This is a genomic window from Flammeovirga sp. SJP92 (assembly GCF_001583495.1).
Classification (GTDB): Bacteria; Bacteroidota; Bacteroidia; order Cytophagales; family Flammeovirgaceae; genus Flammeovirga.
Genome location: NZ_LQAQ01000037.1, coordinates 39381 through 63773 on the forward strand (window position 1 = coordinate 39381; position 24393 = coordinate 63773).

Consider the following 24393-nt stretch of genomic DNA (forward strand, 5'->3'; position numbering starts at 1 on the left):
GATTTTTTCTATGAAGTAATAAAAAAAAGATACTATATTGCACATGGGTAAAGAATCATAGGTTAGTCACCTATATAAAAAAAACTAGTCGGAAATCTTTTCGACTAAAAGCATCCTGATTTTCAGGATGCTTTTATTATTTATGCGTATTCGATAATTTTCCCTTCTTCTGTAAACCCAACTTTTCTAAAAATATTTTCAGAATCTTCAGAAGCTTGAGTTACTATTTTTTCTATTCCATTTTTCTTGGCATAATCAATCGCTTGTAAAACGAGTGCCTTACCAATGCCTTGCATTCTATTTTCTTTCATCACAGAAAGGTTATAGATTCCTGCCACTTTTGGATCAGATGGCGGAATAAACAACTCGATCACTCCAACTACTTGCCCACCTTGATAATAATTGAACATGATAGTATGTGTCTTTTTCAAAACTTCCATGTGTACATTATTATAGAAGTGTAATACATTCACATCAAACGGTTCCCAATTATTGGCAATTACAAATGCATTATCTATGATATCTTGCTTTTCAGCGACTGTATTAATGTTTTCATTTGTATCTGATTTCAGATCATCAATCTTTGCCCAGAAACCTTTGCTACTTCCTGCTTCTTTGACTCCTAATTTTTCAAAGATAGATTTTACATTATCTGTCAAGTTAAAATCACTGATCCAAATGCATGATTCTCTCAATCTGTTTTCAAAAAAAGATACGGCCGTTTTGAGGCTTTCTTCTTTCAATTCTTCTCCATTATGAATATGTATTACATTAAAGGTGTCAGCCTTTAAACCACTATCAATATAACTTAATCCATCAGCAGATAGTACCTGCATAATATTACATGTAGAAGCCAACACAGCCGCATGTTCTTTAAAATTTTGATCTATAAGTTCCTTCATTATTCCGTTGTTCTTGAATTACAAAGGTAAAACTTTAAAATAAAATTAGGTTGTTAATAAAATATATGTAAATCCATGATTTTGCAATTTGACTTTCTATTTTCAAATTTATTTCATTTTTGCCCTAAACAAAAAAGGCAGAGAAAAGTGCTACTTCCCTCTACCTCAATCAATGTATTATTTTATGTCTACAGCATTACAATGCTTTCTGATTTTTATCTAAGATTTTCTGTTTTGAAAAACATGATGCTGGCAAACCTGACTCGTTAACCAATAACGGTACTGCTCTACTATTCCATCCGAACCTCACATACTTTGGTTTTTTGATTTTACCTAGCTCCAAAATTACAACTCCTCTGTGCACTTTTGCCTTTACAGTTTGGAAGTCGGTCTCTTCTCCAGAAACTTCAAAATCACCCTGATCACCTTCTTCAAAGTGCAAGCCTTTACTGTTTTTATAATAAACAAAAAGCTTCTTTCCTTCTTTGACTACTCTATCGAGTTCGGGAGATTCTACTAATTGGTTATCAATAACTTTATAGTGTTTCTTTAAAGCAATATTTGATAAACGAATGCCGATTTCATCTTTATTTTTTGCATGTAAATCATGAATATCACCGATATCACTTGTCACTACCATTGCGGTTTTATTGATATGAAGCAGTTGTCTTTGGTGGTCTCTGATCACTGCTCCATGCGTCATTTTTTTATATTTATACGGTGCAATCTGAACATAATAAAATGGGATTTTGCCAAATTGCTCATGCATATGGTGGATCAAAGTTGTCATTTGTTTTTTATAATCTCCCTTTTTATTAGGTTGATCTTTTCCATGAGACCAAAGAATCCCTGCGAACTTGTAATCTCTGTATTGATACATTAACGCATGATGCGAGATATCATAATGATGGAAACTGAAAGGCTGTTTTTCCACATCATCATCCAAATGTTCAATGGAAGAGAGTTCCTGTTCTAAAAAAGATTCCTCATGCCAGCTGTCAATAGGTTCGTCTCCCCAATCTTGGACAACTACCCCAATTGGCACGTTTAGTTTTTCATTGAGATTTAATGAAAAATAGTAACTTAATTCGCTCCATTTTTCCAAAACAGCTTGACTGCATAATTCCCAATTACCACTGATATCTTCATGTACATACCCTTTTTCTTTAGGATGTACGGTCATTAATCTGATGTTTGGGTAAGATGATCTTTCAAAAACTTCTTTGGGTAAATTGGCATGATCTTCAAAAGTTGAGGTGATGTTCGTTTGCCCTACAGCTAACCAAACTTCTCCTACTACAACATTTGTCAAATCAATGTTCTTCTCTTCGGATTTGATAGAGATGACATAGCTTTTATATCCTCCTTTGGGCGTACTAATTTTCACCTTCCAGTTACTGTTATGGTCAACAGTAGTGGTAATGGATTGTCCCCATGAAGGATGAACTGTGATACTTTCTCCTGTTTTTCCCCAGCCCCATAGGGTTACTGTGGTATTCTGTTGTAATACCATGTTGCTAGAAAAAAGGTTACTTACAGATAAGGCATAGATTGGGTTAACAAAAACCCATAATACCATAAGAATTAATAGTTTTTTCATTATAATTTAAGAGTAACATTAACAGTAGTCTATTGTTAGAAGCAAAAAGTATGAAGTTATAAGTGATATATAGCAGAGCTTCGTAGTAATAGTTACTGCATCAAAAAGTTTAAGTTAATTGTTTAGTGTAAGTCGTTAATTTGTTGTCTATCAATCACACAGGATAGCAAGACTAGAAAACACTTCAGCAATTATAAAATGTTTTACATGAAAAAGCAAATATGACGTGTAAGAAATTAACTTATAACTATCTAATATTCAGTTAAATCAACAAAATTTTAATTACTCTTATTTAACAATGGTCACTATATGTTTAACTTATCGTAAACTAAATGCCTATATTTTTGACCGATGGGTACTTCTTTTCCTCTAATTTTAATTCTATTACCTTCCACAATATCAATGCTGTAGTTATTGATCAAAAAAGATTTATGCACTCTGATGAAATTATCTTTTTCAGAAAGCAACTCTTCGAAATAGGAAAGTTTCTGATGACAAACCAAGCACTCATTTTCAAAGTGAAGTTTCACATAATTGCCATAAGCCTCTAGAAAGAGTAATTCCTTCTTATTTACTGCTTTTAGTTGCTTGTCTACTTTAATAAAAAAACGGTCATTTTCTGGAGCTTCAATTGGAGTTGGAATTTGTATTTTATGAAGCGCCGTCATAAAACGGCTGAAGCTAAATGGCTTGAGTAAATAATCCACAACATTGAGCTCAAAACCTTCCAAAGCAAACTCTTGATAGGCTGAAGTTACAATCACTTTGGGTGGAGAAGGTAAAGATCTTAGCATTTCAAAACCAGTCATTTTGGGCATATTGATATCTAAAAATAGAAGATCAATATTGGTGGTATGAAAAAAATCCATGGCTTCAAAAGCATCATATGCGTTTCCAATTTTCTCAAGATAAGGTACTTTTTCACAATACCCTTCAATGATTCTATGTGCTATGGGTTCGTCATCTATAATCAAATATCTCATACTAAGTCGATTATCAAAATTGCTTTATAAGTATCTATTGTATCAATAATTTCATAATGATGACGGTTAGGGTAAATCAATTCTAATCGCTTTTTTAGATTATCAATCCCTATACCGACTCTATGATCAATTAAAGCCTGATCAAAATTATTTTCAATAGTGAAACTAACTTGTGTACCTTCTTCTTCAATTTCCACGAAAATATAGGCATTCTCCACCAGCGTTTCTACACCATGTTTGAAGGCATTTTCTAAGAGAATAATGTACAGTAAAGGTGCAATTTTAAAGTCAGATATCACAGAATTGATAAAATGAATTTGAACATTCTTTTGATATCTTATTTTATGTAACTCAATGTAATTTTCTAAATAAGTGATTTCATTTTGAATGGCTACTTTTTCCTCCTTCCCTTCATAAATAGTGTAACGCATCATATCACCCAACTTCAAGACCACTTCTGGTGCCTTATCTGATTTTTCTACTGTCAAACCGTAAAGATTATTCAACGTATTGAAGAAAAAATGGGGATTGATCTGGCTTTTTAATAATTGCAATTCAGCTCTTGCTTTTTCGTTTTTCAGAGTTTGTAGCCATTTCCATTGTTCATAAACCCAAAAAACGAAAAGAACAGGTATGGTGAGTATTGTCATTACAACTACTTTTTCATATTGTTCGGCATTATCATCATTTCCTTGAACTAGGTAGACAAATAAGAACATTCCAAGGAAAAAGCCCCAGAAATACCTGTAATATTTCATAAAGAATTTTGGCATAATGGTATACACCAATCCATTGAAAAGTAAAACCACTAAGACAATGGTTACGGGATTTTCATTGACCTGTGCGGCCTCATCATAGAGGCTTATGAAGATCATGAAAATAAAAGCCCCTGCCAATTTCATCAAGACAGGAATTTTCTTCTTCAAGTAAGAAAAATGATAGGTAATAAATGACACTAGTAGAGACCAAAAAATCATCGCTACTGTAAATTCTTCTGTTTCTGTAATTGGAGTGATAATAATGCCCGCAATCATCATTATCACTGCTAAAAGTCCTGTAATAGTAGAGCCTATGAGGATCGGTTTTCCGTATTTAGTTATTTTATTTTCCATACTTCAAAGGTAGTTGCTGTGCCATAAGTCAACAATTATTTTATTTGAACGCAGAATTTTGGGTGATGAACGATTGAAATATCAGGATCAAATGTAGGAAAACAAAAGCAACCCACTATTCATTGCACTATAATAGTGGATTGCTATGGGGAAAAGTGTTCTTACTTCTCTAAAATGCCTTGAATTGGCTCAAAATAACAAGCCGAAGGTGTATTGATTGAAAGGAAACCACAAATAGTAGGTGCAATATCTGTAATGTAAACTTTTTGATGGGACACTTTATGAGGAATTTTCCAGCCCATTAGCAGGATTGGAACGTGCGTATCATAAGTAAACGCTGTACTATGGCCTGTTCCTTTTTTACTTTTCTGGTTGAAATAATTACCAGCAAAAACACCCATCACATCTGGTGAGTTTCTGACATTATAACTGTTGTCATACAAAGATGTATAACCTTTGTGATATTCGTTTAATCTAAGGTCTTCTCCTGTCAGCACATCTCTAAAGCAAGGGTACGTAATCAGGATATCAGCCACTTTAGCTTGAACTTCCGATAGCTTTAAGCTTTTAGAATTAATCAAATTTCTATTTAAATACAAATCAGAAACTCCTCCATAAGTGATCCATTGCCCTTCTCCATATTCTTTTGAAAGTTGCGTTTCAACATTCTCCAAAATCTCTTTTTCATCGAAGAAATCTGAAGGTAATTTGAGGTCTTTCAAATATTGTGGATTGTGAGCACCACCATGATCTGCAGTTAAGAAAACAACTACATTTTCCATCCCTACTCTGGCATCTAACACTTCAAAAAGCTGTTGAAGTTCCAAATCTAAACGTAGATAGGTATCTTGAACTTCAATAGATGCAGGGGCAAACATATGACCTATTTTATCTGTTGATGAGTAGCTTATCAGTAATGCATCCGTATCATGATTTTGTCCTAGATTCTCGTTTTCAATAGCTTTGAGGGCTAACTCCGTTGTAAGTGTATTTCCAAAAGGTGATTTCTTCACATAACCGAATTTGTCTTTTTTGGCACTCTTTATAATTTTCTTTAAGTCGTGGGGAAAAGTTGATTTTTCTTCAGATGGAAATAGTTTTTCATAATTGTTTTCATCCGCAATACTTTCTGTGTATTCTTCTATTGGAAGTAAAGTTTCCCAAGTCATTGAAGCATATTCATCTACTTTTCTTTTTCCTTGATTTTCTTCCGCTACCCATTCTGGAAGTGTATCAACATAAAAAGAACTAGAAACCCAATTGCCAGATGCATCATCCATCCAGTAAGCTCCGTCTGCTAAGTGTCCGGCTGGAAAAATAGCTCCTCGGTCCTTCATACTGATTGAAATGACTTTGGACTTTTGATTAGAGGCTAATTTCAACTCATCTGTCCAAGTTGTGCTCATCAATCTTTGAGGAGACATTTTACTGTTTTCATTTTTATCACCTACTGTATTGACACTTTCATCTTCTGCACAATAAACTACTTTTTGCTCATCTCTGCTGTAAAAATCATTTGAAACAATTCCATGATAAGCAGGAGTAGTACCTGTGTAAATAGAGGCATGTCCAGGTCCTGTTTTGGTAGGAGCATAATTAAAATAGCCATTAGAGGTAGAAAATCCTTCTTTCATTAATCGTTTGAAGCCTCCCTCAGAATATTTTGACCAATATCTTGAAACGTAATCATATCTCATCTGATCAACCACAATTCCTACTACTAACTTTGGTTTTTCATCAGGAAGTTGTGCGTAAGTAAACTGACCTATTAGCATCAGTATTAACATCACTTTCAATTGTTTTGTCATCTTTTCGTATCTTTTTAAACAAAAACCCAAGCCACTTCGGAAGCAGCTTGGGTGAACACAATATATATAATAAGTAGTTTGAGGGATATTAGTTAGAACCAAAGGCACCCACTGTAGCAGACAAGTTTGGTCTTGTTACCACTTTATCACCTACTTCTGTTACTACTGGAGCAGATAATAAATCCATATTGTCAGTACCATAATCAATACCAGGAGAGTTAGACGATAATCTGAAATCTAAATCTTTGTAATCAATTTCTTTTGCGGCGTCACCATCTACATTAGGCGCTTGATCAATGAATGAAACAAATTGAGGGTCTTCTAACTCATCTGTCCACTCATTTACACCTGGAGTTGTAAAGAAGTTACAAGAACCGTGGAATACTCTCCAGAATGTAGCGTGACCTACAGAAGTATCATCGTCAGCATCGTCATAAGGCTGGATACCGTGGTGAGGTAAATATCCATTTCCTTTATCTTGACCACCTTCAACGTGACCATAATAATAATTACCTTTTACCAATGTATTTGTTCCTACAATATCAGTAGATGGATCTACTTTAGTACCAAATTTAGAATTAACAATCAAGTTGTTTAAGATACGTCCTCTAGCATCTTTTTCAATGTTGATTGATCCACCTCTTTCACCATCTCTTCTCCAGCCACAGTACGCCATTGTATTGTTGTACATGTTTACATTTGTCTGCTGATCGCTTTCAATTGGCTTAGAGTTGTTGATTTTAATACCGTTTGTCGCCGCTGAATACATTAAGTTAAAAGCACAATCACCTACAGTACCTTGTTTGAAGTTGAAAGCCTCATCTTCAGTTGTACCAGCATAAGCTACTGTGTTATGGAATAAAGCAATTTGACCTCTTTCAACATAAATAGCGTCACCACCTGAGTGCTCAACAGTACAGTTTTCCATATATAATTGGCCTTGGTTGTTGTTGAAGAATACTGAGTATCCTAACTCACCTGGCTCTAATTTACCTACACGAACCGCTTCAGAGTTTTCGTTCATTGGTCCACCTGCATACTGAATTGTAACGTAAGTCATACCAATTTCCTGATCTGGGCGAGTTGTTCCTTCTGGTACTTGACCGCCATTGATACCACCCCAGTTTACACGGCCATAATCAAAGTAACCCGGCTGTGCTTCTGATAACGTGAAAAGGATAGGTTGTGCCTCTGTTCCCCAAGCATACATTTTACCGTGAATTACAATTTCAGGGTTCAAATAAGGACTCACCCAAACTGTTACATCTTCTTCCACATTTAAAGTAGCACCATCTTCAACGATAAGGTTTTCTGCTAACCAATACTCCTCACCGCTCTCTAAAGTTAGATCATCACTAATACGTCCACCAATGCTAATTGTCCCCTCTGGTCTTCCTGCATCTGGATCAATGGGTTCTCTATCATCATCTCCTGCGTTAATTTCTTCTTTCGAACAAGATGTTGATAAAATAATTGGTGTAGCTAGCAATAAAAATGCTAATAATCTGTAGATAAAAACTTTTTTCATGGTTTTAATTTTGAAAGTTTAATGGAACCCACCCCGGTTTAAAAAGGCAGGATATCTTTTATGTTAGAAATTATATTTTAATCCTACTAGGAATTGTCTTCTGTAAAAATCTTGGCGGACAAGTACATTGTCTCCTACTTCCCCTTGATGCGGGAAGTGCGATTGAGCATCATTAATAGGCTGTCTAATTTCCACCTCATAAGCGTTGTCTAATAAGTTGTATACCTTCAGGTAAATCAACGTCTTTGGTGAAACCTTTTTCTCTACTGACAAGTCCATCTGGAAAAATCCTCGTTGCCACATATCGTTGCCATAGAAAGCAGATAAACTGTGAATTCTATCGCCTGTGTAAACTGTAGCCAACTGCATATCCAAGCCCATGTCAGGGTTTTTATACAATAATGAAAGATTGGCGATATGTGCCGCTTGCCCTTGTAAAGGACGTTCTTCTAAGGCTGATCGAATCACAATATCTGAAGTATCATCATCAGGATTTTCTCTATCGTAATACGCTTTTTCTGTGACAATTTTAGAATGTGTATACGTATAATTAGCACTGATTCCAAACTTATTGAAGTACTTTACGATATCAATTTCAATACCCATATTTTCAGCGTCACCATAGTTGTCTGGCATAATGTATCCTGCTTGACGGTTCAATGAGTACTCAATTGGATTGATTAATTTTTTATAGAAACCACCAATCATAAACTTGTCCATTCCGCTAGGGAATAATTCATATCTCAAATCCAAGTTGTGGCCAATTGTTCTTTCTACAAGAGGGTTACCCATTTCGGTCCAATCATCTTCAGTATCGCCATTTTCGATTGGAACAAACTCTGCAAAACCTGGACGAATCACCGACTTAAAGTATGAAGATCTAAGGTTTGACTTTGGATTGATTTTATATTTGAAGTGAATACTTGGTAAGAAATCCACATATGTCTGATTCATTTCCTGCAAGTCATTTTCAATGATCTCATTAGTTGGTTGAGGTAAATAGTATCCAATATCAGTATGTTCCACACGTACACCACCTGTCACTTCTAGTTTTTTATTGAAATCAAATTTAAACTGACCATAAGCGGCTCTAATATTTTCATGTGATTGATACCTGTTTGGTGAATAATTGACACCAGTAGGGTTTTCTATAATCCAATCTACATCTGTGATGTCATTCCAGTCCTCTCCTTTTACTAAAGCTCTGCTTCCTGCATTAAAACGGTATTGCTCAAAATCATTCGAACGGTTTTTATTTCTCACTAAACCACCCACTTTAAACTCTGTATCATAGATAAAGCTGATTTCTGGAGTGAAAGTGAAGTTAGTGTACAAAGCTATATCCTCGTCATCATTATAATCCCATCTTCTAGTTAATGAAGACCTCGCCGCAATTCTTTCAGGTTCTTCTACCCAATTGGTCATACTTCCAGAACGCGAGAATTTTGTATTATCAGGAATATTATTGCTGGCTTTAGAGTAAACCGCTGACCAATCAGCCTTGAACCAATTGTTCATTTGATGCTGTCCTGTGAGCGTAGAGTTAAAAATCTGTTGGATGGTAGATCTGTAACGAGTCACATAACTCATCTCTCCTGCATTACCATTGATAGGATCATAGCTACCCCAAGTACGCGTTCTTGTGACGTCTCTCACCTGATCATTTCTTAAGTGTACAAATGCATTGTACCACTGAATCGAATGATTTTGATTAATTCTGTAATCCAATTTGGCATGAAGCCCCATTCTCTTTTGGAGTTGATAGTAGTCTCTATCTTCCATATTATCCAAAGAAGTAGAACCGTCGGCCATCATCCCTGTACTGTACCAAGTACTTTCAGATCCTCTAGCTGTTTGCTGATAACTACCAGCCAACATCACACCTAATTTATCATTCATAAAACGGTTACCAATTGATAAACCGGCTACAATATTTGGTACATAGTTTTTATATTGATTCAATAAATGATTAGTACTAAAATCACTAGGTATGGCATTATTAATTCCGCTCCAGCTTGGAGGTGTATTCATATTGCCGGCGGTGTTCCATGACATAAAAGGATTACCACCACCAAATAATGAGTTATTTCCCAATGATAAATTCAATTGACCACTATAAGATTCAGGTGCATCTTTCATTTCCATGTTGATCACACCACCCACCGCATCACCTTCCATATCAGGCGTTAATGCTTTTGTCACTTCCAAACGGTCCAATAAATCTGAAGGGAATAAGTCCAAAGGAACGTAACGGTTTTTATTATCTGGAGAAGGGATTTTCACACCATTTACTAATGTATAATTGTATCTTTTATCCATACCTCTCACAATTGCAAACTGTCCATCACCAGAATTATTTCTTTCTAATGATACACCCGAAACTCTTTGTACTACATTTGCAACGTTTAAGTCAGGTGACAGTTCAATATCTTGTGCCGAAACAACCGTCATTACTTTAGAAGCCACTTTCTCAGTAGCACGAGCACTCTCCGCTGTTTTTCTTTCCTTCGTACCGTATACAACTGCTTCATCCAGCTGAATCGCATCTACGTCTAAAGTAAGATTGGTAGACACCCATCCAGAAGTTGGAATAGCTACCGTTTGTATAAGGTCTTTATAACCAACGTATTTTACTTTTATAGTATATTCTCCTTGCGGGAGATCATTAATTCTATAGGTACCATCCATGCCCACAATACTTTGTTTGTGGATGGGTTCAATGGAAATTACAGCTCCAATCAATGGTTCGCCGTCGCTTCCGTTTACTTCACCTTTAATTCCGCCTGCATGTGCAAAAAAAGGTAGTATGAGTAGTAGAGATAATAAGGTAACTGTTCTCGTCATCGTGTGGTAAATAACTGGTTTTGTTTTTTAACACTGCAAAATAAGCGACCATACGTGATATGATTTTTAGGAGAATATTAAGTAATAAAAAATACCCTACTTGTAACAAAAAACACCATGTAATGTTCTGTTTGGGTTGTTAAAGTTAAAAGATTAAAAAATAGCTTGTAAGTCACTGTGTACAATTGACTTTACATTCATTACCACATGAACCTAATGTTATGATGTTAAGCCTTACCCCTATTTTTAAAGTATTTAAACAATTAGCGGTAATCACATAAACCTTAATATATAGTACGTATAGCTTCGTTTTTATAAGATTCTTCGATATTTTAGAACTCAGATTATTAAAACTAAAATATTACTAGACATAATGGACTTATACGATTGTATTCATAAAAGAAGAGATACCAGACATTTTACAAAAGACGAAGTACCAGAAGAGGTATTATTGAAAGCATTAGATGCCGCACATGCTGCACCTTCGGTAGGTCTTACTGAACCTTGGCGTTTTTTGATTGTAAAATCCCAAGAGAAGAAAAAAGACATTAAAGCGTTATTCAATGACTCTAATAAAAGAGCCAAATTGGGGATCAGCAATGACAAACAGCACAAACTATACAGTTCTTTGAAACTAGAAGCAATAGAGGAAACTCCTCTAGGGATTGCTCTATTCTGTGATCACGGCATGTTGGAAGGTTTTACAATTGGCACTATTGGCAATAGCAGTACGCTGGAATGGAGCTGTGCTTGTGCTGTTCAAAACCTATGGCTTTCATTGACGGAACAAGGCTATGGTGCTGGATGGGTCTCGATTATGGACTATGAAAAATTTGAGGCACTTTTTGATGTGCCAGAAACATGGCAAAGTCTAGGCTATATGTGTGTAGGTAAACCGGCTACTGATTATGGTGGAGAACCCATGCTTCAGAAAGAAAACTGGAAAAGAAGAAGCCCAAAACCGTATATTGAGTACGTATAATAATAAATGGAGTACAACACTATCGCTATTGTGCTCTATTTTTTTATGCTTTATATTTTCTAAGAACTAAGCCAAAAATAATATGAATTAGTATTATATAATTTTTTCTTAGTATATCCATTCAAATATGAATAAGACAAGTATTCAACACCCTATACTATTACAAAGCCCATTTACTACTGACTAAAACTTTCATTATTGCACATTTATACATCCATTCTTTGAAATTTATACTCATTGATTTGAAATCAAAATAACACTCCATACACCTCTTCTTACATTTGTAATGTTCAAAAAATGAAAGTTCATTTTAATTGCATGTACAAACAATAAGCTATTATGAAAACGAAATTACTACTTCTATTCATCCTAGGGTTCTTCAGTTATTCTTGTGATAATAACGATGTTACAGCACAACAAGAGGAAACCACAGAAGACATAGAATCAATAGAAGAAGATGCGACAGATGAAGATATTCCAGCTGCCATACTTGCTTATCAAACAGGTGCAAACAGTGAGGACATTGACACCTATATGGAGGCTTTTGCTGATGATATTTCTATTCTTGATGTCTCTAGAGAAATCAGTGGAAAAGAGAACGTTAGAGCATGGGCACTAAGAGAAGTTATTTCTAGTGGTGATACATTTAGATACCGTAGAACTTTAGAAAGTAGTGAAGGATATGCCAAAGCTGAAGTAAACTGGCTCACTTGGGTAGTACACTATCATTTCTGGTGGGATGAAAATGACAAAATTACGCGTATGTCACTACAATACGCTGACTAAAATAATTATCAATTTATATACATCTAATTTTAATTCAACAACAAAATGAAATTAAGAACATTAACGCTAATCATCGGCTTATTTATCAGTCTTACAGCTTTTTCAAAAGACATTAAACCTAAAGTGCTTAAAGGAAAAAGTGATGCTTTTGAAAAAGTAGTTTTTAAAAGTGAAGGTTTGAAATTGGTGGGAAACCTGTATTATCCTGAAGGTTATCAAAAAGGTAAAAGTTATCCAACAATCATTGTAGCAGGAAGCTGGACCACAGTCAAAGAACAAATGGCAGGTTTGTATGCTCAAAAGTTAGCTGATAATGGATTTATCACTTTGACATTTGATTTCAGAAATTATGGTGAAAGTGAAGGAGAACCTCGTTTCTGGGAAAACCCTACCATGAAAGTTGAGGACATCAAAAATGCTGTAACATACCTTGAAACACTACCTGAAGTAGATGAAGCTAAAATTGGTACGTTTGCTGTATGCGCTGGCTCAATGTATACGCTTATGGCTGCTGCTGAAGATCAAAGAATCAAAGCTGTTGTGACTGCTGCTTCATGGTTACAAGATGGTGAGGCTGTAAAGCTTTTCTATGGTGGTGAAGAGGGTGTAAATGCTAAAATCACTGCAGCACAAAAGTCAAAAGATAAGTATAAATCAGAAGGTGAGGTAGATTATATTGAAACTATTTCAACTACCAACCCAAGTGCCGCAATGTATGGTCCTTTCGACTATTATTTAAATCCTGAACGTGGCGCAGTGAAAGAGTGGAGTAATGACAAATTTGCTGTAATGAGCTGGGAAGATTGGTTGACTCTTGATCCAATGCCTTATGCAGAAAAACTAAATACAGCCACTTTAATGATCCACTCGGATGGTTGTGTTTTACCGCAGTATACTAAAAACTTCTTTGAGAAAATTGCCACTGACGATAAAAAGTTAGAGTGGGTAGATACTGATCTGGCTTCGCCAATGCAACAATTCAGATTCTATGACCAAGATGAAGAAGTGAACTTTGCAGTGAAAGAAGCGACTACTTGGTATAAGACAAAACTATAATGTCTAATTGAGTATTATGTGCATAACATGTAAATATGAGAGATACAATGAAAGACCGTTACCAATTGGTGACGGTTTTTTTGTGAACTTTTTTATTTCCCAAAAACGTATACAAACCACTGGGTAAAGGTTGAATAATAGTGCTCGAAAAACTACTTTTAAAGTATTCTTCAAAAACTAAACATAACAAACATGAATGTATTAATAATCTATGCTCACCCCAGTAAAAAATCTTTCACTTATCAAATCCTAAATCAACTTTTGGATGGTTTAGAAGAGGCAAATCATACTTTCGAAATTTCTGATTTGTATAAAATGGACTTTCAATCCAATATGACGGAAGATGAATATGAAAGAGAAGGGCTCGCCAATACAAACTTACCAATTCCTGGAGATGTAACTAGAGAACATGAAAAGATTGAAAAAGCAGATTGTATTATTTTCCTTTATCCCCTTTGGTGGAGTGATGTTCCTGCTATCATGAAAGGTTGGTTTGATAGAGTTTATTCTGTAGGATATGCTTATGGCTATGATCAAGAGGGCAACAAAATACAAGCGATGAAGCAAATTCCTTTAGGTTTATCCATCTGCACAGCTGGCCATTCCAATAGTTACCTTCATGAAATAGGAATTGCTCAAAGTATGAAAAAAATTATGCTGGATGATAGAATGGGCAAACGTTTTAATCATAAAGAATTCATCCTACTTGGAGGTACTACTGAGATCGAAAAAGTGCGAGAACATCATTTAAGTAGAGCTTATGAAATTGGTAAAAATATCAAGTGATTAAATACATTGTAAACTAAGTTTTCATTATTTATAGTGTTTTAAACCTTAAAAATTGAATCTACATTTTTTGAAAAAATTGTTCCTGAATAATTGTAAGAAGCTAGAGAAAAACTAAAAAAGAAGCCGTTACTATAGCAGTAACGGCTCTTCAATCTAACTTATATATCGCAAATATTTCGAAATGTCCTCGTTAAGCATTCAAATTGATTATAAGATTACGTATTTAGTCCAAAATTTTATATTTCCTTTTTCTTTTCGCCAGCACTTGCTTTTTCAATAAACTGCTGACGGTTTTTCTCTTCTTTTAAAACGTTTTTAGCATGAGGGTCGTGCCACTTTGCTTTTACCGTACCTTCGGTCCAGTCAGTGTACAATCCTTTTAACTGCTTTACAATTTCCGGTTTTTGTTCCGCAAGATTGTGGCGTTCCAATGGATCTTTTTCCATATCGAAAAGGAAGCTTTCCAACTTATATCCTGAATAAACCAGCTTATAGTTTCCATGTCTGACAGCATATCCTGCACCATCAGAATATCTCCAATAAAGTGTTTGGTGTGGATGACCTTTTTTCTTTCCTTTTAAATAAGGTAAAAGGTTCACTCCGTCTAATTCTTTGTCTGGCAATGATGAATTTGTCGCCGCCATTGCAGTAGGAAAAATGTCCAATGCGGTAATGCATTCCTCATAACGTTTTCCTCCTTTTAAACCTTGAGGCCAAGAAATCACAAATGGTACTCTGATACCACCTTCGAAAAGCATTCCTTTATGTCCTCTGTAAGGATAACTGCTAGCACCATGCGTATGTGCACCATTATCACTATAAAATACAATCATTGTATTTTCGTAAATCCCTTCTTCTTTTAATTTTTCAATCACTTGGCCAATTCCATGATCCATCCCCACTACTAAGCCGGCGTACGCTGCTCTTCTTCCATCTTCAATGTGAGCAACATCCTCATAGTATTTTTTAGGAGCCTGTATTGGTGCATGTGGAGCATTGTAAGCCAAATACATAAAGAACGGTTTGTCTTCTTTAGCATATTCTCCAATATATTCCGTTGCCGCCTTTGTAAAATCATCTGTCAGGTAAGTCAACTCTTCCTGAGGAACAACTTTCCCGTCTCTCAATACACCACGCATGGGATCTCCCTTTTTAGGTTTTCCCCAATAATCAGAACCTCCACCATAAAAGCCATACCAATCGTCAAAACCTCTTTTATTAGGCCAGAATTTCTCATGATCTCCCAAATGCCATTTTCCAATAGCACAAGTTGTATATCCTTGTGTTTTAAAATGTTCTGACATCATGATTTCATCCAATGGTAATCCATCGTCATCCGTTGGATCAACATAAGGCATGTTGTTTTCATGACCAAAACGCTGTTGGTATCTTCCACTCAATAAACCAGCTCTACTTGGACTACAGTATGGATGACTCGCATATCCTTGTGAAAAAGAAATACCATCTTTTGCCAAAGCGTCAAGATTGGGTGTTGGAATATCTGATCCGTTAAAACCGACATCACCCCATCCTTGATCATCTGAGATAATGATAATTACATTGGTTTTTTCTTTTTTGTCTTTAGGTGGTTCATTGGCCCACAGTTGAAGGGACAGTAAACCAAAGCAAAGTAATAGTATAGAAGATCGGTGCATAAGTAATATTCAAATTTATTGTTATTTTCATCATTAGCCCACGACTTAAGTCGTGGGCTAATGATGATGAGTGGTAGTCTATTTAGAAAAAATATTTTCTTGAAGATAGGGTTATCTATCTACCTTAGAGAAGTCTGATGATGAAATCATCTGCATCACTTCTTCTTTTTTGACAGCATTAAAATCGCCATCAATTCCGTGTTTAAAAGCAGATGATGCTATCGCAAAATCAATACACTGTTGTAGATCTCCTTCAAAAGCATGCAGACCATAAATAACACCTGCCATAAATGCATCACCACCTCCTACTCTATCAACAATATGTGTCAGTTCGTATTTCTTAGTTCTGTATACTTTTTTTCCATCAAATAATGCTCCTGCCCATGTGTGATGATTGGCAGATTTAACACCTCTTGATGAGAAAACCACTACTTCACAATTCGGATATTTCTCCATCATTGCTTTACCTGACAAAGCAAAATCAAGATCCGTCACCTCTTCATTTAAAACATCAACATCAGGATGAATTCCTGACATAACATGACATTTTTCCATCAATGCAGGCATTACTTCTTCATGGCTTTTACCCCATTGCCAAAGTTTCGCTCTATAGTTATAATCCATTGATACTTTCAACCCTTTTGCAGTTGCTACTTCCAATGCTTTAGCTGTAATTAAAGCCGCACTTTCAGAAACTGCTGGCGTAATTCCACTCCAGTGAAACCAAGTTACATCTTCAAAAATGGCATCCCAATCAAATGTATCAATTGCTGCTTTTGTAAATGCACTGTCTGCACGATCATAGATCACTTTTCCTCCTCTCTGCATTGAAGGGGCTTCTACAAAATACAACCCCAAACGACCTTCAGAACGAAGTACATTTGAAGTATCTATACCAAACTTTCTCATGTGCATCAGAGCATCATCAGCAATATCATGTGTCGGTAAAACCGTTACCATACCTACATTCATACCGTAATTGCCCAATGAAGATGCTACGTTTAGTTCAGCACCTCCGTAGTAGGTTTCATACTCCGTAGTCTGACCAAATCTTTTATGTCGAATAGGTGAAAGCCTCATTAAAACTTCACCTAATGTTATGATCTTATGTTTTTTCATATTCCTACATAAATGCAGTTGAACTTTAAAAGGGATGAGCAAAGAGGAATGAGAAGATACTTGATCATCTCCTCCCTCTTTAACTGTTACTCTTCCCTAAATAGCACACCACTATTCACTTTTTATACGTATAGTTCGCTTTCCAATAAAGCAGTCACACCCTCATTCAATATGGCTTGAAGATAATAGGCCACTCCTTCGTGTAATTGAGGAATTTTGTTTAAATCTTGTTCCCAAAGTGTTGTATAAGCTAATACCTGCTGTACTAACTCTTCCAATGAGATTTCTTTAGAATCGTATTTCGCCCAAACCGTCTTCAATAACTCCAATACATCTGCGTTATCTTGTGCTTGGAAGTCATCACTTGGTGCATAAAGCTTGATCAACGCTGCAAAAGACATCAATAAATGCTTAGGCACTCTTCCTTTTTCAGTATAGAAACTAAGAATAGATGGTAAAACTCTTGTCTTGAATTTAGGGAAAGAGTTTAATGAAATACTTTTCAGATAATGTTTGATGAATGGATTTCTAAAACGATCCAATACATCGTCCTTGAACTCTACCAATCCATCTGCTGGAGGAAGAGAAGGAATTATTTCTTCTGTGAGGCAAGTATTAATAAATCTTGAAACTGTTTCGTTTTCTAAATTCTCTCTAACCGTTTCAATTCCTGCCAATAATCCTACAGGCACCATTAATGTATGTGCACCATTTAAGATTCTTACTTTACGCTCTCTATAAGGGGCTTGGTTGTCAGTAACAACGATATTTAAACCTGCTTTTTCGAAAGGTAAAACTTCTTTGATTTTTTGATCGCCTTCCAATACAAATAAATGGAACTGCTCTCCTTCTACTACTAATTGATCTTCAAAACCAAGGTCTTTTTGAATTTCCTCAATTCTATCTTTTGGATAACCTGGTACAATTCTGTCTACCAAAGTATTATAAAAAGTACATGCTTCATTTACCCAAGCCACAAACTCGTCACCTAAGTTCCAATCTGAAGCGTATTGAAGAATGATTTCTTTTAGTTTTACACCATTTTTATCAATCAACTCACAAGGTAAAATGATAAGTCCTTTGTCTACAGCTCCACTGAAATGTGTAAATCTACGATGTAAAAATGCTGTTAATTTACCAGGGAAACTGTCTTGAAGACTATCTAATTGATCACCCTCTTTGTATACAATACCAGCTTCAGTAGTATTCGAAAATACAAATTGTAATGTATCAACCTCAGCTAGTTTTAAATAAGCATTAAAGTCTTCGTAAGGATTGATTACTTCTTGAATACAATCCACCAACATTTGCTTGTTGATCAACTCTCCTTTCTCAATACCATTTAATAATAAATGATACAAACCGTCTTGTGAAGCTAACAATTCTCCTAATCCTTGAGGAATAGGCTGTACTACGGCTACACCTGCATTGAAATCAGATTGTACATTCATTTCATGAATCATCCAATCAATAAATGCTCTTAAAAAGTTACCTTCACCGAATTGTACTACTTTAATTGGGCGAGGATTTACTATTGCTGTTGTTCTATTCAGTTTCATGGCTATTTGCTCTTTATTTTTCCACCAATTTCAATAGGTCGCAAGTGCTAAGCGATTGCATCACTTGTGGCTGTATTGTTATGAAAATGTCTCAAATTGCTTGAGATCTTTTTTAATTCTTTCCGATATCCAATTACAAGCACCGCCTTTCGGCTAAGCACTTGTAGAATTGGACTATTTGTTTTTTTTACCAAAAACAAAACCTAAGCATTGGAGAAGCTTCCCAACTTTCGAGGGATCGTGTTCAATGATAAATTCCTTGTTTTGAAATTTGGTGATATCGAAGTCGGGAGTCATCTCCAACACCCAATCACAAGTGATGTCTAATGACTTTTCACCTGCGATATATGGGGTATCACAATTATATTTTTATAGGGAAATACCTCTCTTCCATGGAATGAAATCATCATGACGCATTCTCATAGAGTTCGTTTCCAATTTTCCACTTGCTACTTCCAATAAGTACTCAAGCATTGTTGCTGCTTTAGTGGCAATTGTATCCTCTCCAGTAATAACAGATCCAGTATCAAAGTCAATAATGTCCTTCATACGTTCCGCTAGAATTGAGTTTGAAGAAACTTTAATTACTGGCGTGATTGGATTACCTGTAGGGGTTCCCAAACCTGTGCTGAATGTAATCAAAGTAGCTCCTGATCCTGCCAAAGCGGTTGTCGACTCCACGTCATTACCTGGTGTGCAAAGTAAATTAAGACCTTTCTTTGTCACTTGTTCTGTATAATCCAGTACTTCAACAATTGGTGAAGAACCACCTTTTTTGGCTGCTCCTGCTGATTTCATCGCATCGGTAATCAAACCATCTTTAATGTTACCTGGAGAAGGATTGGCATCAAAACCTGAGCCTACTGCTTCTGCTCTGTGCTTATAAATTGCCATGAGGTCCACAAAACGCTGTGCATCTTTTTCCTCTACACAACGGTCTGTTAAACTTTGCTCCACACCATTCAATTCAGGAAACTCTGCCAAGATTGGAATAGCACCTAATGCTACTAACATATCTGAAACATACCCAATCACAGGATTGGCTGAAATGCCTGAAAAACCATCTGAACCACCGCATTCTAAACCTAATCGAAGTGCTGAAATTGGTGCTTCTTGACGTTCTACTTTATTGGCTTCCACCAACCCTGCCATCGTGTATTTGACAATGTTAGAGATGAAGTCTGTTTCGGATGAACTCTTTTGTTGCTCTACATAATACACCGGTTTATCGAACTTTGGATTGACCTTCTTGATGGCATCCTGTAAGATATCTACCTGTGCATTTTGGCAACCTAAACTTAAGAATGTCGCACCCGCCACATTAGGATTGTTCAGATAACCTGCCAATAACTGACAAAGTGTATCTGAGTCCTGACGGATACCACCGCAACCTCCATCATGCAATAAGAATTTGATTCCATCTACATTTTTGAAAGCACGGTTTTTCTTTTGCTCTGCCAATGGAATAATGATGTCTTCATCAATCAATCCATTGCTGTCTGCACCGTTTTCTATTTTTTGTAATAAACCGTCGATATCCAAGTCGTAATCTCTACCTTTTGAATAACCCAGTTTATCTTCTAATATTTCTTTAGCTGCTAAGACGTTTCTGTTTTCACAGAATACTAATGGCACCACCAGCCACATGTTTTGTGTACCAATTTGTCCGTCCGTTCTGTGGTAACCCATAAAAGTTCTGTTTTCAAAAGCTGAAACATCCGGTTTTACCCAATCTGTTTTACGCTCTCTCACTACCACATCACTTGCAGCATGTTTTACGTTTTCAGTTGTCATTGCCTCACCCTTTTTAATCGGCTGTGTTGCTTTACCTACTAAAACGCCATACATAAACACTTCATCACCCTCATTGAAATCCTTCAAAGCAAATTTGTGTTTACTTTTAACAGGACCCACTGTTGTTAGGTGTTGTCCTTCAAAATTTATTTCTTCAGATGCTTCTAAATCTTTCAATGCCACCATTACGTTGTCCGTAGGGTGAACCATTAATACTTTATTCATCGTCTTATTACTTAATAATATTCTAACTCAAAGAGTAAATAGTTATTTTAAACAGCTACACTACCTTCTTTATAATCTGCTACAAACTCCATTAATGTTTGTAAGCGGTCATAGGTAGCATCATAGTCGTAACCTGTAGCGGCTTTCACTAATAGTTTATCACCGATTCCTACACAACTTACACCTACATCCAGCCAGCTTTTAATATCTTCAATAGTTGGAGAAACACCACCTGTAGGCATTACATCTGTCCAAGGCATTGGAGCCTTTACACCTTTGATAAATCCTTTCGCATCGAATGCGTTGGCTGGGAAGATTTTCACTACCTCTGCACCACATTCATGAGCATTAGATACTTCTGAAACAGTTGTACAACCTGGGAACCAAGCGATTTTTCTTCGGTTACAGATTTTAGCAATTTCAGGATTGAATAAAGGTGAAACGATAAAATCTGCTCCATTTTGGATAAATATTGCTGCCGTAAATTCGTCTACAATAGAACCAATACCCACTGCCATATCAGGAAACTCTGCTCTTACTACTTTGATCAATTCAATAAAGATCTGATCTGCCTGCTCCCCTCTGTTTGTAAATTCAAAAACTCTAATTCCGGCTTTGTAAGCAGTGCTGATCACCTCTAAAGTGGTTGTCAGATCACTGTTGTAAAATACTGGAACGATGACTGTGGATTTCATCTTAGAAACCACCTCAATTCTTGAGAACTTTGCCATGATTATGCCTCTTGTGTTTGTTGAAGTTTAGAAATTTCTTTCACTTGCCCTGCCAATGCATCGTAGTCCTCTTGCTGCTCTATCTCATAGATACGTTCCATCAATTCCCACTTGCTATCTGCATCGGCATCAGCGTCCGCCACTTGAAAACGAGAAACAAATGTTTCCCATTCCGATTGTCTCGGTTTCGTAGCCAATTCCTTCATTCTTTCCTCATGGTTAAAATCTGCCACTGTATCCATGATCATGAATAACTGATTTTTGTGGAGATAAATTTCCATATCAAGAATACCTACTTCTTTCATTCCTTCCGTGATTTCTTTCCAAGCCTGTCCTTTGGCATGTACTTTTTTATAATCTTCAATCAAAGAAGGGTCGTTCGCTAATGAAAGCGTTTTACAATATCTTTTAAACTGCATTTTCAATGCTTATTTCGTCGTTAAAAATCTTCTGTAGCCAAACACTGCAATGACACAGAAACAAACTAATGGGAGGAAGAAGGATACATTCACAGCCGGCATTCCCATTAATACACCTTTGTCAATAATTGCACCTTGAAGTGGTGGCATCAATGCTCCACCTACAATGGCCATTACCAAACCTGCTGCACCAAACTCTGCATCTTTATCTAAACCTTCTAAAGCAATACCGTAGATTGTTGGGAACATCAATGACATGAAGATTGAAGTACCAATCAAGGCATATAATCCAATATCACCTCCAACAAAAATGGTCACGGTCATCATTCCAATTCCTCCTAATGCGAAGACTGCCAATAACATGGATGCTTTTACAAAACGCATTAAGAATGTGGCAATAAAACGTCCTGATAAGAACAGTACCATAGCAATGATGTTGAATGATTGTGCTTCTGCTTTTGTATACCCAATATTTTCAGCGTATTGAATAATAAAAGTCCAGCACATGATCTGAGCTCCTACATAAAAAATCTGAGCTACTACACCCTCTCTGTAAGTTACATTTTGAATCAGACGTTGTAAGGTATCGCCTAAGCTGAAGTTATCGTCTTTTTCATTTGTAGTTGGTATTTTAGTTACTGCAATAATCACTGCTACTGCAATTACCACCAAACCTAGCATCACATAAGGATCGCGGATCACCATTAAATCTTGTGCTCTGATAATTGCTTTTTCCCCTTCGGGTAATGTAGAATAAATCAAACTTCCATCCGCTGCTTTCTCCGCTGAATTCAGCTTTGATAAGATAAATTGCTGTGCTACAAACATTCCTGTAAGTGAGCCAATTGGGTTGAATGATTGTGCTAAGTTTAATCTTCTAGTTGATGTCTCTTTTGAACCTAATGAAAGGATCAGAGGGTTGGCTGTAGTTTCTAAAAATGCCAATCCAAAAGTAAGGATATAGTATGAGGCTAAGAAGAAACCAAACATTTGAAATTGTGCCGCTGGGTAAAACAATAATGTACCCGTAGCATACAATCCCATGCCAAATAAAATAACTTTTTTATATGAATATCTTTTGATAAGAATTGCCGCCGGCAATGCCATCGTAAAGTAGCCACCATAAAAAGCAAACTGCACAAATGATGCTTTAAAATTTGAAATTTCCATTACCGTTTTGAAGGCCGAAACCATCGGATTGGTGATGTCATTTGCAAATCCCCAAAGTGCAAATAAACTGGTGATCAGCACAAAAGGAACTAAATATTTTTTTTCTACAACTTTCTCGTTGCCAGAAGGTGAAGCGGCGCCTCCCTCCTGCTCATCTTTTTTCTGTAGGTCTATTTTGTCAACTGTAATATTGCTCATTGCTAGTAAATTATGTGTGTGCGCGTATTTTTTAGTTAGGGAAATGTTGAGGTATTTGAGGAAGGGCAGACACGAAGGTCTACCCCTACGTTACTTCTATGAAAGAGTTAACATTGCTTTTATCACTCCCGTTTCTGGTTTCAGCCAGCTGTCAAAATGACCCGCTATATCTGTAAATAACACCTTATGAGTAATCCAAGGATTAGTATCTATCTGGTTGTTTTCAATCATCTCAATGATTTGATCGAAATCAGATGGCAATGAGTTTCTACTTGCCATGATTGTCAGTTCCTTCTTGTGGAAATAAGGATCATGGAATGAGAAATCACCTGGGAATAAACCTACAAATACAATACGACCTGCGGCTGCTGTAAATTGTAATGTATTAGCCATTGAATGCTTATTACCTGTTGCATCAATTACTACAGTTGGCAAGTTACCATCAAACTGAGCACGGATTCTCTTCTCTGTTTCTGCCACTTCTTGGTGAACCTCTACAGTACCGTCTACTTTGATGTGCTTATCACAGAAATCCAAACGACTTTGATTAATGTCCATCATCACCGTTTTTGCACCTGCCGCCATTGCAAACTGACAGGCACCCATTCCAATTGGACCTGCACCAATTACTACTACTGTATCCTCTGCATTTACTCTTGCTCTGTTTACAGCATGACAACCAATACTTAACGTTTCTACTAATGCCAATTGATCATAACTTAGTTTCTTGGAAACGTGAAGATATTGTGCTGGAATTTTGAAATATTCTCTCATTCCACCGTCTTCATGTACACCAAATACAGAGATATTTTCACCACAGTTTGTGAAACCTCTTTCTACTGCATGATCCTGCGTTTTATTGAAATAAGGTTCTACAGAACACTTATCACCCACCTCAACGTTTGTTACATCATCTGCAACTTTGATCACCTCAACCCCCAACTCATGACCTAAAATTCTAGGATAAGTGAAGAAAGGTTGCTTTCCAGTATAAGCGTGTAAATCTGTACCGCAAATACCAATTCTGTGTACTTTTACTAAAGCTTCTCCTGCATTTAAAGTTTCTTGTGGACTTTCCATCTCACTTACTTCAAATTCACCAGGTTTATTTAAGATTATCGTTTTCATATTTC

19 protein-coding genes are annotated in these 24393 nt (G+C 36.2%); 4 read left to right on the forward strand and 15 right to left on the reverse strand.

The genetic code is table 11. The features are described from left to right. Positions 1 to 140: 140 nt before the first annotated feature. The 7 genes from AVL50_RS09520 to AVL50_RS09550 form a co-directional block, all read right to left on the reverse strand. Positions 141 to 902, reverse strand: coding sequence for a GNAT family N-acetyltransferase (locus AVL50_RS09520; RefSeq protein ID WP_062616266.1), 762 nt, complete (start codon positions 900 to 902; stop codon positions 141 to 143). 196 nt (positions 903 to 1098) lie between these two features. Next, on the reverse strand, positions 1099 to 2502 hold the full coding sequence (locus tag AVL50_RS09525) for a sialate O-acetylesterase (RefSeq protein ID WP_082795737.1): 1404 nt from the start codon (positions 2500 to 2502) through the stop codon (positions 1099 to 1101). 305 nt (positions 2503 to 2807) lie between these two features. Then, positions 2808 to 3485, reverse strand: a complete 678-nt coding sequence (locus AVL50_RS09530; protein ID WP_062616268.1) for a LytTR family DNA-binding domain-containing protein — start codon at positions 3483 to 3485, stop codon at positions 2808 to 2810. After that, positions 3482 to 4597: a sensor histidine kinase gene (locus AVL50_RS09535; protein ID WP_062616269.1), complete on the reverse strand. Its 1116-nt coding sequence runs from the start codon at positions 4595 to 4597 to the stop codon at positions 3482 to 3484. The genes AVL50_RS09530 and AVL50_RS09535 overlap by 4 nt, the downstream gene beginning before the upstream one ends. Before the next feature lie 161 nt (positions 4598 to 4758). After that, positions 4759 to 6405 carry an alkaline phosphatase PafA gene (pafA, locus tag AVL50_RS09540; RefSeq protein WP_062616270.1) on the reverse strand — a complete coding sequence of 549 codons (1647 nt, stop codon included), beginning with the start codon at positions 6403 to 6405 and terminating at the stop codon, positions 4759 to 4761. Between the two features lie 88 nt (positions 6406 to 6493). Beyond that, entirely contained in the window at positions 6494 to 7933 is a 1440-nt protein-coding gene (locus AVL50_RS09545; RefSeq protein WP_062616271.1) for a right-handed parallel beta-helix repeat-containing protein, read from the reverse strand. A gap of 63 nt (positions 7934 to 7996) precedes the next feature. Beyond that, the gene (locus AVL50_RS09550) at positions 7997 to 10777 is read right to left on the reverse strand and encodes a TonB-dependent receptor (protein ID WP_062616272.1); all 2781 of its coding nucleotides are present in this window, start codon (positions 10775 to 10777) and stop codon (positions 7997 to 7999) included. Between the two features lie 373 nt (positions 10778 to 11150). Here AVL50_RS09550 and bluB point away from each other — a divergent pair, with 373 nt between their 5' ends. The 4 genes from bluB to AVL50_RS09570 all read left to right on the forward strand — a co-directional run bounded on the left by bluB (position 11151) and on the right by AVL50_RS09570 (position 14387). After that, on the forward strand, positions 11151 to 11759 hold the full coding sequence (gene bluB / locus AVL50_RS09555; protein WP_062616273.1) for a 5,6-dimethylbenzimidazole synthase: 609 nt from the start codon (positions 11151 to 11153) through the stop codon (positions 11757 to 11759). Positions 11760 to 12098: 339 nt separating this feature from the next. After that, positions 12099 to 12545 (forward strand): nuclear transport factor 2 family protein, encoded by a 447-nt coding sequence (locus AVL50_RS09560; protein ID WP_062616274.1) that lies wholly within the window; start codon positions 12099 to 12101, stop codon positions 12543 to 12545. A gap of 45 nt (positions 12546 to 12590) precedes the next feature. Continuing rightward, on the forward strand, positions 12591 to 13601 hold the full coding sequence (locus tag AVL50_RS09565; protein WP_082795738.1) for an alpha/beta hydrolase: 1011 nt from the start codon (positions 12591 to 12593) through the stop codon (positions 13599 to 13601). A 192-nt stretch (positions 13602 to 13793) separates the two neighbouring features. Further along, positions 13794 to 14387 carry an NAD(P)H-dependent oxidoreductase gene (locus AVL50_RS09570; RefSeq protein WP_062616275.1) on the forward strand — a complete coding sequence of 198 codons (594 nt, stop codon included), beginning with the start codon at positions 13794 to 13796 and terminating at the stop codon, positions 14385 to 14387. Between the two features lie 239 nt (positions 14388 to 14626). Here the strand turns inward: AVL50_RS09570 and AVL50_RS09575 are convergent, their stop codons facing one another. The 8 genes from AVL50_RS09575 to AVL50_RS09610 all read right to left on the reverse strand — a co-directional run bounded on the left by AVL50_RS09575 (position 14627) and on the right by AVL50_RS09610 (position 24388). Further along, complete coding sequence (locus AVL50_RS09575) at positions 14627 to 16045, reverse strand: sulfatase (protein ID WP_062616276.1); 1419 nt, start codon at positions 16043 to 16045, stop codon at positions 14627 to 14629. A gap of 111 nt (positions 16046 to 16156) precedes the next feature. Beyond that, positions 16157 to 17164: a sugar kinase gene (locus AVL50_RS09580; RefSeq protein WP_062616277.1), complete on the reverse strand. Its 1008-nt coding sequence runs from the start codon at positions 17162 to 17164 to the stop codon at positions 16157 to 16159. A gap of 122 nt (positions 17165 to 17286) precedes the next feature. Further along, complete coding sequence (locus AVL50_RS09585; protein ID WP_062616278.1) at positions 17287 to 18723, reverse strand: tagaturonate reductase; 1437 nt, start codon at positions 18721 to 18723, stop codon at positions 17287 to 17289. 369 nt (positions 18724 to 19092) lie between these two features. Then, positions 19093 to 20742, reverse strand: coding sequence for a UxaA family hydrolase (locus AVL50_RS09590; protein WP_062616279.1), 1650 nt, complete (start codon positions 20740 to 20742; stop codon positions 19093 to 19095). A gap of 47 nt (positions 20743 to 20789) precedes the next feature. Beyond that, entirely contained in the window at positions 20790 to 21473 is a 684-nt protein-coding gene (locus AVL50_RS09595; protein WP_062616280.1) for a bifunctional 4-hydroxy-2-oxoglutarate aldolase/2-dehydro-3-deoxy-phosphogluconate aldolase, read from the reverse strand. Between the two features lie 2 nt (positions 21474 to 21475). Further along, positions 21476 to 21892 carry an L-rhamnose mutarotase gene (locus AVL50_RS09600; protein WP_062616281.1) on the reverse strand — a complete coding sequence of 139 codons (417 nt, stop codon included), beginning with the start codon at positions 21890 to 21892 and terminating at the stop codon, positions 21476 to 21478. Between the two features lie 9 nt (positions 21893 to 21901). Then, positions 21902 to 23260 (reverse strand): L-fucose:H+ symporter permease, encoded by a 1359-nt coding sequence (gene fucP / locus AVL50_RS09605; RefSeq protein ID WP_082795739.1) that lies wholly within the window; start codon positions 23258 to 23260, stop codon positions 21902 to 21904. 96 nt (positions 23261 to 23356) lie between these two features. Next, on the reverse strand, positions 23357 to 24388 hold the full coding sequence (locus tag AVL50_RS09610) for a zinc-binding alcohol dehydrogenase family protein (protein ID WP_062616282.1): 1032 nt from the start codon (positions 24386 to 24388) through the stop codon (positions 23357 to 23359). Positions 24389 to 24393: the final 5 nt, after the last annotated feature.